This window comes from Streptomyces sp. SA15, assembly GCF_002291145.1.
GTDB lineage: Bacteria > Actinomycetota > Actinomycetes > Streptomycetales > Streptomycetaceae > Streptomyces.
Genome location: NZ_NTGE01000164.1, coordinates 37,124 through 49,827, shown reverse-complemented (window position 1 = coordinate 49,827; position 12,704 = coordinate 37,124). Strand labels below are relative to the sequence as shown.

General features: G+C 71.7%; 10 protein-coding genes and 1 pseudogene. 8 read left to right on the top strand and 3 right to left on the bottom strand.

Annotated features, from left to right (window positions below; all coding sequences use genetic code 11):
• The 5 genes and pseudogenes from CLM62_RS36370 to CLM62_RS36350 all read left to right on the top strand — a co-directional run bounded on the left by CLM62_RS36370 (nt 1) and on the right by CLM62_RS36350 (nt 5,643).
• The gene (locus tag CLM62_RS36370) at nt 1-1,371 is read left to right on the top strand and encodes a carboxylesterase family protein (protein ID WP_095754253.1); all 1,371 of its coding nucleotides are present in this window, start codon (nt 1-3) and stop codon (nt 1,369-1,371) included.
• A complete protein-coding gene (locus CLM62_RS36365; RefSeq protein ID WP_095754158.1) occupies nt 1,365-2,510 on the top strand; it encodes an ROK family transcriptional regulator in 1,146 nt (381 codons plus the stop codon). Before CLM62_RS36370 ends, CLM62_RS36365 begins: the two co-directional genes overlap by 7 nt.
• A pseudogene (locus tag CLM62_RS36360) lies at nt 2,507-3,967 on the top strand (GMC oxidoreductase); the annotation flags it as partial. The gene CLM62_RS36365 and the pseudogene CLM62_RS36360, both read left to right, overlap by 4 nt.
• Before the next feature lie 129 nt (nt 3,968-4,096).
• Nucleotides 4,097-4,708 (top strand): CMP deaminase, encoded by a 612-nt coding sequence (locus CLM62_RS52810; RefSeq protein ID WP_095754252.1) that lies wholly within the window; start codon nt 4,097-4,099, stop codon nt 4,706-4,708.
• Nucleotides 4,705-5,643 (top strand): sugar phosphate isomerase/epimerase, encoded by a 939-nt coding sequence (locus tag CLM62_RS36350; protein ID WP_095754157.1) that lies wholly within the window; start codon nt 4,705-4,707, stop codon nt 5,641-5,643. Before CLM62_RS52810 ends, CLM62_RS36350 begins: the two co-directional genes overlap by 4 nt.
• Here CLM62_RS36350 and CLM62_RS36345 read toward each other — a convergent pair.
• Entirely contained in the window at nt 5,632-6,930 is a 1,299-nt protein-coding gene (locus tag CLM62_RS36345) for an MFS transporter (RefSeq protein ID WP_095754156.1), read from the bottom strand. The genes CLM62_RS36350 and CLM62_RS36345 overlap by 12 nt on opposite strands.
• 158 nt (nt 6,931-7,088) lie before the next feature.
• Between CLM62_RS36345 and CLM62_RS36340 the strand changes: the two genes are divergently transcribed.
• Both CLM62_RS36340 and CLM62_RS36335 read left to right on the top strand, forming a co-directional pair.
• Nucleotides 7,089-9,140, top strand: a complete 2,052-nt coding sequence (locus CLM62_RS36340) for a phosphocholine-specific phospholipase C (protein WP_095754251.1) — start codon at nt 7,089-7,091, stop codon at nt 9,138-9,140.
• Nucleotides 9,141-9,204: 64 nt separating this feature from the next.
• A complete protein-coding gene (locus tag CLM62_RS36335; RefSeq protein ID WP_095754155.1) occupies nt 9,205-10,044 on the top strand; it encodes a phospholipid scramblase-related protein in 840 nt (279 codons plus the stop codon).
• 15 nt (nt 10,045-10,059) lie between these two features.
• On the opposite strand, the gene CLM62_RS36330 is transcribed toward CLM62_RS36335, so the two are convergent.
• Nucleotides 10,060-11,025, bottom strand: a complete 966-nt coding sequence (locus tag CLM62_RS36330) for a DMT family transporter (protein WP_095754154.1) — start codon at nt 11,023-11,025, stop codon at nt 10,060-10,062.
• Complete coding sequence (locus tag CLM62_RS36325; RefSeq protein ID WP_095754153.1) at nt 11,022-11,828, bottom strand: phosphatase PAP2 family protein; 807 nt, start codon at nt 11,826-11,828, stop codon at nt 11,022-11,024. The genes CLM62_RS36330 and CLM62_RS36325 overlap by 4 nt, the downstream gene beginning before the upstream one ends.
• 165 nt (nt 11,829-11,993) lie before the next feature.
• On the opposite strand from CLM62_RS36325, the gene CLM62_RS36320 reads away from it, so the two are divergent.
• A complete protein-coding gene (locus tag CLM62_RS36320) occupies nt 11,994-12,608 on the top strand; it encodes a TetR/AcrR family transcriptional regulator (RefSeq protein WP_095754152.1) in 615 nt (204 codons plus the stop codon).
• Nucleotides 12,609-12,704 lie beyond the last annotated feature (96 nt).

Sequence of the window (12,704 nt, the reverse complement as noted above, 5' to 3'; positions counted from 1 at the left end):
ATGGACTCCCGCGACGCCCCAGGCGAGCCGGTCACCGTGCACACCCCCGGGGGCACGATCGTCGGCCGGCGCGACGGCCGGACACGCCGCTTCCTCGGCATCCCCTACGCCCAACCGCCCACCGGCGCACGGCGGTTCGCCGCACCCGTCCGACGCGGCCGCTTCACCGAGCCGTACGACGCGTCCCGGCACGGCCCCACCTCCCAGCGCCTGCCGCTGTTCGCCACGACCACCGTGCCCGAGCCGTCGGTGCCGGGAGAGGACGTGCTGAACCTCGGCGTCGTCGCCCCGGCCGCGGACGACGACCGCGGCCCCTTTCCGGTCATGGTGTGGATCCATGGCGGCGGGTTCCTGGCAGGCAGCCCGGCCAGCCCCTGGTACGACGGCCGCGCCTTCGCCCGCGACGGCGTCGTCTGCGTCACCGTCGGCTACCGGCTCGGCGTCGACGGATTCGCCGTACTGGACGACGTCCCCACCAACCTCGGGCTGCGGGACCTGCTGCTCGCCCTCGACTGGGTGCGGGAGAACATCGCCGCCTTCGGCGGGGAGCCGGACCGGGTCACCGTAGCCGGGCAGTCGGCCGGGGGAGCGGCGGTGCTCGCGCTGCTCTCGTCGTCGGCCGGCCGTGGCCGCTTCCAGCGGGCGGTCAGCTTGTCCGGTGGTTTCTTCGAACCATGTGCGGTACGCGAATTCCTCGATCAACTGGGGGACAGGCTCGGCGTTGCGGCGACGCGAGCCGGATTCGGCGGCATTGCCGTGGAGGACGTGCAGCGGGCGGTCCTCGACCTGCGGGACGAAAGAGGCGGCGACGCGCTGGTGCTGGGTCCGTTCGTCGGCGACGACGTCCTTCCGGTGCCGGTCGCGGAGGGTCTCGCCGTGCACGGGCACGACGTCCCTCTGCTGCTCGGCGCGACGGGGGACGAGTTCGACAGCGGCTCAGGTCTCCTTCACGGAGCCCGCGCGGCAGGCACCCGCCTCACCGACACCCTGTTCCGCGCCGCCTGCCCGCGGGCCGCGGCCGCCCGTCGAGGCGCCCGCGCCGGCACCTGGCTGTACTCCTTCGAGTGGCCCTCGCCCGCGCTGGGCGGCGCCGCGCACTGCGTCGACCTCCCGTACTTCTTCGACGTACTCGACGCGAGAGGGGTCGCCGCAGCCCTCGGTCCCAACCCGCCCCAGGAACTGGCCACTTCTATGCACGCCGACCTGGTCGCGTTCCTCCACGGCGAGGAACCGGCCTGGGCGCGGGCGACCGGGGCGCCCGGCGATCCGGCGCGCGAGTACGGCCGCACCGGCGCGCCGCTCGTGGCCGACACCACGGGTGTCTTCGATCCCGTCGTAGGACCGGTGTCCGAGGCGGCGGGGGCATGCTGACGCCGGGGATGAACCAGAGCGCCGTCCGACGCGTCAACACCTCGGTCGTCCTGCGCGCACTGGCGGTGTCGGCCGGGCCGACGACGCTGACCGCGCTCGCCGATCAGGCCGGTCTGTCCCGCCGCACGATCGAACTCATCCTGGACTCGCTCGTCGAGGCCGGCTGGGTCGCGGAGCTGGACCGGGTCCCGGTCAGCGGCTCGGCCGGGCGGCCCGCACGGCGCTATGAACTGCGCGCCGAACACGCCCTGTTGGCGGCCGCGTGCATCACCACCTCGGGCGCGTCCGCGGTGGTGGCCGACGTACGCGGACGCATCCTCGGCCGGGCACAGGGGCCGCTGCGCGCCTATCAGGACCCGCAGGTCACGCTCGACGACGCGGCGGCACTGGTCCTTCAGGCGCTTGAGGACGCGGGCGGGTCCGTGGACCGGCTGCGCGCCGGGGCGGTCGCGGGCGGCGGCGCGATCGACGACGAGGGAGTCGTACGGCGCCTGGTGCACACCACGCACTGGGAAGGCGTGCACCTGCCCGAGGAACTCAACCGGCGTATCCCGATGCCCTGGTTCGCGGACAACGACACCAACCTCGGTGCGCTCGCGGAACGTTGGCGGGGCGTGGCCGGCGACCACGACAACGTCGTATGGGCGATCCTCGGCAACCGGACCGGTCTCGGGATCCTCATACGGGGCGCCGTGCACCGCGGTCTCGACGGCGCGGCGGGCGAGATCGTCGAGGCACGGTCGATACCGACGGCCTCGGTCGAGAACCACCCGGTGGCCTGGTTGAGCTCACCGGAACCGGCAGAGCGGGCCGTCGCCCTCGCCCGCTGCGAGGCCGCTCGGGCGGGTGAGCCCTCCGCGCTCGCCGAGGTCGGCGAGTTCGTGGAGAACATCGCCTCGATCCTCACCATCCTGTCGTGGACGGTCGCCCCCTCGCTCATCGTGCTCGGCGGCGGCCTGGAGGACGCGGCCGACGTGCTGCTGCCCCGCGTGCGGGAGGCGATGCTCGACGCCCGCGCCCCCGCGATAGAGCTGCGCGCCACCGTCCTGGGCCGCGACGCGGCCCTCGTCGGCGCCGTGAAACTGGCCCTCGACCGCATGGACACGGAACTGTTCGGCCCGCTCGTCCCGCGCGCATGACCGCACCCTCACTACGCCCCCCGGGGCACACACATGGAGTCTCACCCTTGACCGACACCCTCCGCACCGACGTCCTCATCGTGGGCAGCGGCATCATGGGTTCCGTCGTGGCCCGACAGCTGCGCGCCGGCGATCCGGCGCTGCGCATCACCATGGTGGACGGCGGCAGCGCGATCGGCGAGGTTCCCGGTCTGCACCTGCACGACCTCGGCGACCCGGACCTGTGGGCGCGCTACAACGAACAGGTCGCCACCGGCATCCAGGGCATGTACACCGGCGCCGAGGTGGTGCGCGAGGTCGCCGGCAGCCTCACCGGTCTGACGCCCGGCATGTTCCACGCCCTGGCCTTCGGTGAGGACGCCGAGGCGATGCCCGCGACGGCGCTCGCGTGGAACGCGGGCGGCATGGGCGTCCACTGGACCGCCGCTACACCCTGGCCCGCCGGCGACGAGGTGTTCGACTTCGGCGACCCGGCCGGCTGGGCGGCGGACCTCGACACCGCGCGCCGCCTGCTCGCCGTCACGCCCGCCGCGATCGGCCCGACCGAGGTCGGGAGCCTGGTCCTCGACGTACTGCGCCGACGCTTTGACGGCGCGGGACCGCACGACCGGCGGCCGCAGCCGATGCCCATGGCCGTCACCCCGACGGCCTCGGGCCCCATGCCCCGTACGGCTCCCGGGACCATCTTCCCCGCCCTCGCGACCGGCGGCGACCCGGCGTTCACCCTGGTGACGGGCACGCTCGCGACCTCGCTCATCGTCTGCGGCGACCGCGTCACCGGCGCCCGGCTGCGCCGCGTCGCCGACGGCGCCGAGTCCGAACTCCTCGCCGACACCGTGGTGGTGTGCGCCGACGCGCTGCGCACCCCGCAACTGCTGTTCGCCTCGGGCATACGACCCCCCGCGCTGGGCCGCCACCTCAACGAGCACGCGTTCATCACCGCCCGGGTCCTGCTCGACCTCGACCGGTTCGGCATCGACCTCGACGTTCTGCCCCTGCCACGCCCCGGCGAGTTCAGCACGGACTCGCTCTGGCTGCCGCAGAACGGGGCGGCCCAGCCGTTCCACGGCCAGATCATGAACCGCACGTACGTCGACGCAGGCGGCCGCCCCCTCGCCCACTCCGTGGGCCTGTCGCTGTACGCCCCCGTCGAGTCCCGCCCCGAGAACCGGCTCGTGTTCTCCGACACCGAGACCGACCTCGCCGGGATGCCCCGGATCACCGTCGAGTTCGACTACTCCGACACCGACCGGGCGCTGATCGACCGGGCCCTCACCGAAGTCCGGTCGATGGCCGAGGAGTTCGGCCCTTTCAATCCCGCGACCGAGAGCGTGCTGCTCCCGCCCGGCTCCTCGCTGCACCAGACCGGCACCGTCCGCTCCGGCGCCGCCGACGACGGCACCAGCGTGTGCGACCCGGACGGCAGGGTGTGGGGCTACGACAACCTGTACCTCGCCGGAAACGGCGTGATCCCCACCGCGATGGCAGCCAACGTCACCCTGACCGGCGCGGTGACCGCCATCCGGGCCGCCCGTGCCGTGGCCGTACGCAACCACGCTCGCCGCCCACTGACAGGAAGCCCCACCGTGATCGACATCGCCAAGCAGTACCACGTGGCACTGCCGGCCTGGATCGACGACGAACTGGCCGACGTGCCGGCCGTCCTCCCCGGCCGCGACGACCGTATGCGCCTCGTGCACCGTCTCGCCGACCGCAACTGGCGCGAGGGCAACGGCGGTCCGTTCGCCGCCCTCGTCGCCGAGCGGGACACCGGCAGGATCGTCTCGGTCGGCGTGAACGTCGTGCTCGCCTCCGGCGTCTCCAGCGCCCACGCCGAGGTCGTCGCGCTCGGCCTCGCCCAGACGGCGACCGGCGGCTGGGACCTCGGCGGCGACGGGCTGCCCGCGCACGAACTCGTCGTCAACTGGCGTCCGTGCATCCAGTGTTACGGCGCCACCATGTGGTCCGGCGTGCGCCGACTCGTGGTCGCCGGCGAGGGTCCGGAACTGGAGGAGATCACCACCTTCGACGAGGGCCCGCTCGGCGCGGACTGGGCCGAGCAGTTCGAGGCACGGGGCATCGAGGTCGTGTCAGACGTGCTCCGGGACGAGGCCCTCGCGGTGTTCCGCGACTACCGCAAGGCTGTCGACGCGGCCGCCGGCATCGTCGTCTACAACGCCCGCGGAGGTGCCGAATGACGCCCCGATTCGCGACCGACATCATCACCTTCTACCACCCGGAGTTCTGGGGACTCGAATCCGCGGACGCCGTGCGCGACTGGGCCCTGGCGCACCCGGAGCGCTTCTGGGCGCGGGTCATGGACGCCCTCGTCGATGCCGGTGTCACCGGCGTCGAGCTGACCTTCGCCCCCGGCGACATCGACTCCGCCCTGCGCGCCTTCGGCAGCGCACCCGCGTTCCGCCGCGAGCTCGCGGCCCGGGGCCTGTGCGTCGTGAGCGCCTTCATCGCCGGCAGCGACGCCCCCGACTGGCGGCACGGCGAGAACCTGCCCGCGATCGTCGCCGACGCCGAACGCCGCGCGGCCTTCCTCGCCGACGTCGGGGCGGAACTCCTCGTCGCCGGCCTGCCCATGCGGACGACGTACGGGACCCGGCCGCCCTTCTTCGTCGACGCCGCGTACATGACCCGCATGGCCGACATCGCCCACGTGGTCGGCGAGGCCGTCGCCCGACACGGGGTGAGGCTCGCCTTCCACACCGAGTCCAACAGCACCCTCTGGTACGAGCGGGACATCGACCTGTTCATGACCCTCACCGACCCGCGCTACGTGTGGCTGTGCCCCGACTCCTGCCATATCGCCCTCGGCGGAGGCGACCCCGTCGCCGTCGCGCGCCGCCACACCCCGCGCATCGCCCTCGCGCACTGGAAGGACGCGGTCAGGCCCATCGACGTGGAACTCACCATCGACGAAACGGTCTTCGCCCAGCAGCAGCCCTACATGACCGAACTCGGCACGGGCATCGTGGACTGGCGAGGCTGGGCCGACGCGATGTCCCGCACGCCCGGCGCCGGCACCGTGCTCATCGAACTGGACGAGGCGGCCGACCCCGTGGCCGCGCTCCGGGCGGGGACGGCCGTGGCGAAGGAGTGGACCGTGCCCTCATCGCCGTAGCTCCGTGTGAGCGGTCTCCGGCAGCCGCAGATACACCAGCGAGGACAGCAGGCAGAGCACGGCCACGTACCAGGGGAAGAGCCCCGAGTGGTCCAGCTCCTTGAAGAGCGTGCCGACGTACGGGGCCGTCCCGCCGAACAGCGCCACCGTCAGGGAGTAGGGGAAGCCGATGCCCGCCGCGCGCACCCGGGGCGGAAAGATCTCGGCGTTCACGGCAGCGCTGATCGAGGTGAAGCCGGTCAGCAGGATCATGCCCGCGCAACTCACCAGCAGCAGCACCGGGAACGAGTCGTTCAGGGCGTGCAGCAGCGGCACGGTCAGCAGGGCGAAGCCCAGGCCGAAGAAGAGGAGCAGGGGACGGCGGCCGAAGCGGTCGGAGAGGAGTCCGCCGAGCGGCTGGAGCAGGCCGAAGAAGGCCAGCGACAGCGTGCTCGCGAGCAGGGCGTCCGACTTGTCGATGTTCGTGTTGAGTTCGGCATACGTCGGCAGGTACGACGTCCAGGTGTAGTACGCGATCGTGCCGCCCGCAGTGATGCCGCAGATCAACAGGGACTCGCGCGGGTGTCGGCGCAGGGCCTCCAACAGGCCCGGGCGCGGCGCCTGTTGCTGCTCCTCGCTCCGTGTCTCCTGCGCTCCCTGCCGGATCCAGAACCCGACCAGGCTGAGTACGGCCCCGAGGACGAAGGGGATCCGCCAGCCCCAGCCGTTCATCTGCCCGTCGCTGAGCGTGTCCACGAGCAGCGTGGCGATGCCGGACGCGACCAACTGCCCGGCGGTCGTCGACACGTACTGGAAGCTGGAGAACAGCCCCCGGCGGCCCGGCCCCGCCGACTCCACCAGGAAGGTCGTGGAGGCAGCGAACTCGCCGCCCACCGACAGACCTTGCAGCAGCCGGGCCGCGACGAGGATGACCGGCGCGAGGACGCCGACCGACGCGTAGGTCGGTGTCAGCCCGACCAGCAGACTACTGCCGCCCATCAGCAGGATGGTGACCGTCAGCGCGGACCGCCGGCCGTGCCGGTCCGCGATCGCGCCCATCAGCAGCCCGCCGACCGGCCGCATGAAGAAGCCCACCGCGAACACCGCGAACGTCGACAGCAGCGGCACCAGCGAGTTGTCCGCGCTCTTGGGGAAGACCTCGGCGGCGATGTAGGTGGCCAGGAACGTGTAGGCGTACCAGTCGTACCACTCCACGGCGTTGCCCACGGAGGCGGCGAGGAGCTGTCGTACGGGCCGTTTCGTCGGGGTGGACGATGACGTGTGCGTCTCTGTCATGATCGCGACCATCCCCGTCCCGGGCCCAGCCACACCTCACGTACCGACGACTTTCACACGAGCGCCACCGGACCCTTCCCTGACGTTTGGTGCTCCTGGAACACTCCTTCCGCGCGCATTCCGTCACGATCCGGCCGGTCACCGCCCTCAAGGGAAGAGGTCCCTCACTCATGCCCGAAGTCAACCGGCGCAGATTCCTCCAGATCGCGGGCGCCACCACGGCGTTCTCGGCTCTGTCCGCCAGCATCGAGCGCGCCGCCGCCCTCCCGGCCAACCACCGCACGGGGTCCATCGAGGACGTCGAGCACATCGTCGTCCTGATGCAGGAGAACCGTTCCTTCGACCACTACTTCGGCAAGCTGAGGGGCGTGCGCGGCTTCGGCGACCCGCATCCGGTCACGCTCGCCAGCGGCAAGTCGGTCTGGCACCAGTCGGACGGCACCAAGGAACTGCTGCCCTTCCACCCGACCGCCGACGACCTCGGCATGCAGTTCCTGGAGGGCCTGCCGCACAGCTGGCCCGACGGCCAGCAGGCCTACAACGAGGGCAAGTACGACAAGTGGGTGCCCGCGAAGGGCACCACGACCATGGCGTACCTCACCCGTGAGGACATCCCCTTCCACTACGCGCTCGCCGACAAGTTCACGATCTGCGACGCGTACCACTGCTCCTTCATCGGCTCCACCGACCCCAACCGCTACTACATGTGGAGCGGTTACACGGGCAACGACGGCACCGGCGGCGGCCCCGTCCTCGGCAACGACGAGCTCGGCTACGACTGGACGACCTACCCCGAGCGCCTGGAGAAGGCCGGCGTCTCCTGGAAGATCTACCAGGACATCGGCGACGGCCTGGACGCGAAGGGTTCCTGGGGCTGGATCCAGGACGCCTACCGCGGCAACTACGGCGACAACTCGCTGCTCTACTTCAACAAGTACCGGAACGCGGAGCCCGGTGACCCGCTCTACGACAAGGCCCGCACCGGCACCGACGTCAAGAACGGCGACGGCTACTTCGACCGGCTGAAGGCGGACGTCAAGGCCGGCAAGCTGCCGCAGATCTCCTGGATCGCCGCCCCGGAGGCCTTCTCCGAGCACTCCAACTGGCCCTCCAACTACGGCGCCTGGTACATCGCCCAGGTCCTGGACGCGCTCACCTCGAACCCGGCGGTGTGGGCGAAGACGGCCCTGTTCGTCACGTACGACGAGAACGACGGCTTCTTCGACCACCTGGTGCCGCCGCTCCCGCCGAAGTCCGACGCGCAGGGCAAGTCCACGGCCGATGTCTCCCTGGACCTCTTCGAGGGCAGCAAGACCCATGTCGCCGGTTTCTACGGGCTCGGCCCGCGCGTGCCGATGCTGGTCGTGTCGCCCTGGAGCAAGGGCGGTTTCGTCTGCTCCGAGACGATGGACCACACCTCGATCGTCCGCTTCATGGAGCGCCGCTTCGGTGTGCGCGAGCCGAACATCTCGCCCTGGCGGCGCGCCATCTGCGGCGACCTGACCTCGGCCTTCGACTTCTCCCGCAAGGACACCCGGCCGGTCGCGCTGCCCGACACCGACGGCTACGAGCCCCCGGACCGCGAGCGCCACCCCGACTACAAGCCGACCCCGCCCGCCCAGGGTGCCCTGCCCCGGCAGGAGCGCGGCCTGCGGCTCGCCCGCCCGCTCAAGTACGCGCCGCACGTGGACGGTTCGGTGGACGCGGCGGCCGGGAAGCTGACCCTCACCTTCGCCTCCGGCGCCAAGGCCGGTGCCGCGTTCCTGGTGACCTCCGGCAACCGCACCGACGGCCCCTGGACGTACACGACCGAGGCCGGCAAGACCATCGCCGACACCTGGAACTCGGCGTACTCGAACGGCTCGTACGACCTGACCGTGCACGGCCCGAACGGCTTCCTGCGCGTCTTCAAGGGCCCGAACAAGACCGCCGGACCCGAGGTCACCGCCCGCCACACGGGCGACGACGTCACGCTGACCCTCACCAACAAGGGCTCCCGCACGGTGCGGTTGAAGGTCGCCGACGGATACGGCGACCGGGCCAGGACCTTCACCGTGCGCGCCGGCGCCACCGTGAAGCACACCGTCGACCTCACGGCGAGCAGGCGCTGGTACGACCTGACCGTCACCTCCGACGCCGACCCGGCGTTCCTGCGGCGCTTCGCAGGACACGTCGAGAACGGGCGGCCGGGGGTGAGCGATCCGGCGGTCATCACCGAGTAAAGCCTCACGCGGGGCGCCTCGCCCGGCAGGCCGAAAACCGACGGTGCCGGGATAGTGTGCGTCGGTGACCACGCAATCGAACACACCCGCAGGCTGGTACCCGGATCCGCACGGAGCGGCCCAGACGCTCCGCTACTGGGACGGCGCGCAGTGGACCGAGCACACTAACCCTGCCCAGCAGGCGAATCCCGCCCAGCAGGCCCAGGCCGCGCCGCAGATACCCCAGCAGCCGGCCGGGCCGGATCCGCGGGTGCAGCGGCAGGTGCAGCAGCAGGCCGGGGTCGCGGCGGGCGGCCCCGGCGGCGGCAGCCTGTTCACCGAGCCGGTGCTGGTGGTGAACCAGAAGGCCAAGCTGATCGAGCTGACCAACGAGTACAAGGTCATGGATCAGCACGGCAACCAGCTCGGCTCGGTCGTCCAGGTCGGGCAGAGCGCGCTGAAGAAGGCCCTGCGCTTCGTCGCAAGCGTCGACCAGTTCATGACGCACAAGCTGGAGATCCGCGACGCTCACGGACAGCCGGTGCTGGTGCTGACCCGGCCCGCGAAGTTCCTCAAGTCGCGGGTGGTCGTGCAGCGGCCGGACGGCTCGCCGGTCGGCGAGATCGTTCAGCAGAACATGATCGGCAAGATCAACTTCGCGATGAACGTGAACGGCCAGCAGGTCGGCGCGATCAAGGCGGAGAACTGGCGGGCGTGGAACTTCGCGATCGTCGACCACGCCGAGAACGAGGTCGCCCGGATCACCAAGACCTGGGAGGGCCTCGCCAAGACGATGTTCACGACCGCGGACAACTACGTCCTGCAGATCCACTACCAGCTGACCGAGCCGCTGCTGAGCCTCGTCGTGGCGACGGCCCTGACCGTCGACACCGCGCTCAAGCAGGACTCACGCGGGCTCGGCTGAACCCGCCGACTCTCATCACAGGGGCGTGAGGTGCCCCGGCTCAGCCGGCCGGGGCACCAGCGCCGGTTCGGCCCGCCCGGGCATCAGCCCCGGCTCTGCCGTCGCAGATCCGGGCTCCAGCGCCAGTACGGCGGCCACGGGATGGTCGTCGTCCTCGTCGACGTGGGGTGCCGTGCGGCTCAGCAGCACCACGCCCCAGGCCGCGAGCCCCGCTCCCGCCAGCGCGAGCAGCACGCCCGCAGCCCCGCCCTGGAGCCGCTCGCCCAGCAGGGCCAGGCCGATCACCGCGGCCGCCACCGGATTCGCCAGGGTCACCACGGCGAGCGGGGCGCCGAGGCCACCTCGGTAGGCGGTCTGCGACAGCAGCAGCCCGGCCGTCGCGAAGGCCGCGACGAGCAGCGCCACGCCGATCACCTGCACGCTGAGCAGCGGACCGGTGCGATCCGTCATGGCCACCGTCACGGTCTGGGTGAGCGCCGAGGCGACACCGGAGGCGAAACCGGACGCGGTGGCGTGCCTCAGCCCCGGCTGGGCGCCCGGCCGCGCCAGCACGCCGATCAGCGCGGCCGTGACCGCCGCCACCGTCAGCGCCTCGGACGCGCTCAGCACGTCCTCGGGCGCGGGCCCGGATGCCGTGACGAGGATGGCGGCCAGGCCGACCAGAGTGAACGCGGTGCCTCGCCACTCCACCGCGCTGACCCGCCGCCCCGCGACCCGCGCCCCCAGGGGCACCGCCGCGACCAGCGTGAGCGCGCCCAGTGGCTGGACCACGGTCAGCGGCCCGTACTTGAGGGCGACGACGTGCAGCAGCGCGGCCGACGCGTTGAGCACGACCGACCACCACCAGGCGCCCGAGCCCAGCAGCCGCGCCAGCCCCGAGCCGGGATTGCGGGAGGCCAGGCGTTCCTGGGCGACGGCCGCGGCCGCGTAGGCGACGGCGGAGAAGAGGGACAGGACGACGGCGAGGAGGGTGGCGTTCATCGGCCCGCTCCGACCAGGACGTTCTCCTCGGCCGGCGTGGTCGGGGCCGGCTTCTCCCGCACCCGTCCCGCCGTGGTCGCCGTCCGGTGCGGCAGGTGGATCACCGCGAGCGCGAGGCCGAGCAGGGCGCCGGCCACGATCGCGTCGAGCCAGTAGTGGTTCGCCGTCCCGACGATCACCAGCAGGGTCAGCAGCGGATGCAGCAACCAAAGCCAGCGCCAACGGGACCGGGTGGCCACGATCAGGCCGATCGCCAGCATCAGCGCCCAGCCGAAGTGCAGCGAGGGCATCGCGGCGAACTGGTTCGAGAGCTGGTCCGTCTGCGGCGGGCCGTACACCGAGGGGCCGTACACCCGCGCGGTGTCCACCAGGCCGGTCGCGGCGAGCATGCGCGGCGGGGCCAGCGGGAACAGCAGGTGCAGCACCAGGGCGGCGGCGGTGAGCGCGGCGAGCACCCGGCGGGCCCACACATAGTGCGCCGGGCGCCGCAGGTAGAGCCAGATCAGGAAGGCCGCGGTGGCCGGGAAGTGCACGGTCGCGTAGTAGGTGTTCGCGAGGTGCGCCAGCGTGTCGCCGTGCAGCAGCAGGGACTGCACCGAGCCCTCGCCGGGCAGGTCGACGGCCCGTTCCAGGTCCCACACGCGGTGCCCGTTGCGGAAGGCCTCGGCGGTGTGGCCCGTCGCCAGCTGTCGGCCGAACTTGTAGACGAGGAAGAGCCCTGCGACGAGCAGGAGCTCACGGACGAGTGGCGGCCGGGCTGTGCCGCCCGGCGTCGCTTCTGCAGCCTCAGTGCGGGCATTCATCCCCCGGCCCCTCTTCGATACGACAGCGTTCCGAAACGACACTGTACCGAAACGGTCCTGTTTCGGTACAGTGTCGTATCGATAGACGTACGACACACTGGAATCCCCGCACACTGGGAATAAAGGCGCCTCGGGTGCGGGACACGAGCGAGGGGAACGGAACCGATGACGTCGCAGGCCGCGGACGGAGCGGAGACGGTCGCCGCCTCGCGCCGCTCCAAGATCACGCCGGAGCGTGAGCAGGAGATCTTCGACGCCGTGCTCGAACTGGTCCGCGAATGCGGATACGAAGCCGTCACCATGGAGGGCGTCGCCGCCAGCGCGCGGTGCAGCAAGTCCACCCTCTACCGGCAGTGGAAGACCAAACCGCAGTTCGTGGTGGCCGCCCTGCGCTCCCGCCGCCGGTCGCGCCTGGACGGTATCGACACCGGGTCGCTCGCCGAGGATCTGCGGGAAGCCGCGCGGGCCGCGGGCCGGTGGTCGACGACGGACACCAAGCTGCTGCAGGCCCTCGGCCATGCCCTGACCCAGGACGAGGACCTCGCGCGGGCTCTGCGCGAGGCGATCGTCGAGCCGGAGATCGCCGCGCTGCGGGAGATCCTGCGGCGCGGGGTCGAGCGAGGTGAGATCGCCGCCGGCCATCCGGCGCTGGAGTACGTCCCGGCGCAGATGTTCGGCGTCGTACGCGCCCGGCCCGTCGTGGACGGGGAGTACGCCGACCCGGACTACCTGGTCCGCTTCGTGGAGGCCGCGGTGCTGCCGTCGCTCGGCCTCACCTGAGACTGAGAGCCCGTGTCACATCTCAGGTCGCCGTCCACCGGATGACCGGACGGCGATCTGCTCGCGCCGCACCGTGGGGACGGGGGCGGCGCGCAC

Coding starts and splice junctions, on each gene's coding strand:
- CLM62_RS36330 (WP_095754154.1), bottom strand. CDS start 11,025: ATGAACGCCACCCTCCTCGCCGTCGTCCTGTCCCTCTTCTCCGCCGTC.
- CLM62_RS36365 (WP_095754158.1), top strand. CDS start 1,365: ATGCTGACGCCGGGGATGAACCAGAGCGCCGTCCGACGCGTCAACACC.
- CLM62_RS36350 (WP_095754157.1), top strand. CDS start 4,705: ATGACGCCCCGATTCGCGACCGACATCATCACCTTCTACCACCCGGAG.
- CLM62_RS36320 (WP_095754152.1), top strand. CDS start 11,994: ATGACGTCGCAGGCCGCGGACGGAGCGGAGACGGTCGCCGCCTCGCGC.
- CLM62_RS36325 (WP_095754153.1), bottom strand. CDS start 11,828: ATGAATGCCCGCACTGAGGCTGCAGAAGCGACGCCGGGCGGCACAGCC.
- CLM62_RS36345 (WP_095754156.1), bottom strand. CDS start 6,930: ATGGTCGCGATCATGACAGAGACGCACACGTCATCGTCCACCCCGACG.
- CLM62_RS36370 (WP_095754253.1), top strand. CDS start 1: ATGGACTCCCGCGACGCCCCAGGCGAGCCGGTCACCGTGCACACCCCC.
- CLM62_RS36340 (WP_095754251.1), top strand. CDS start 7,089: ATGCCCGAAGTCAACCGGCGCAGATTCCTCCAGATCGCGGGCGCCACC.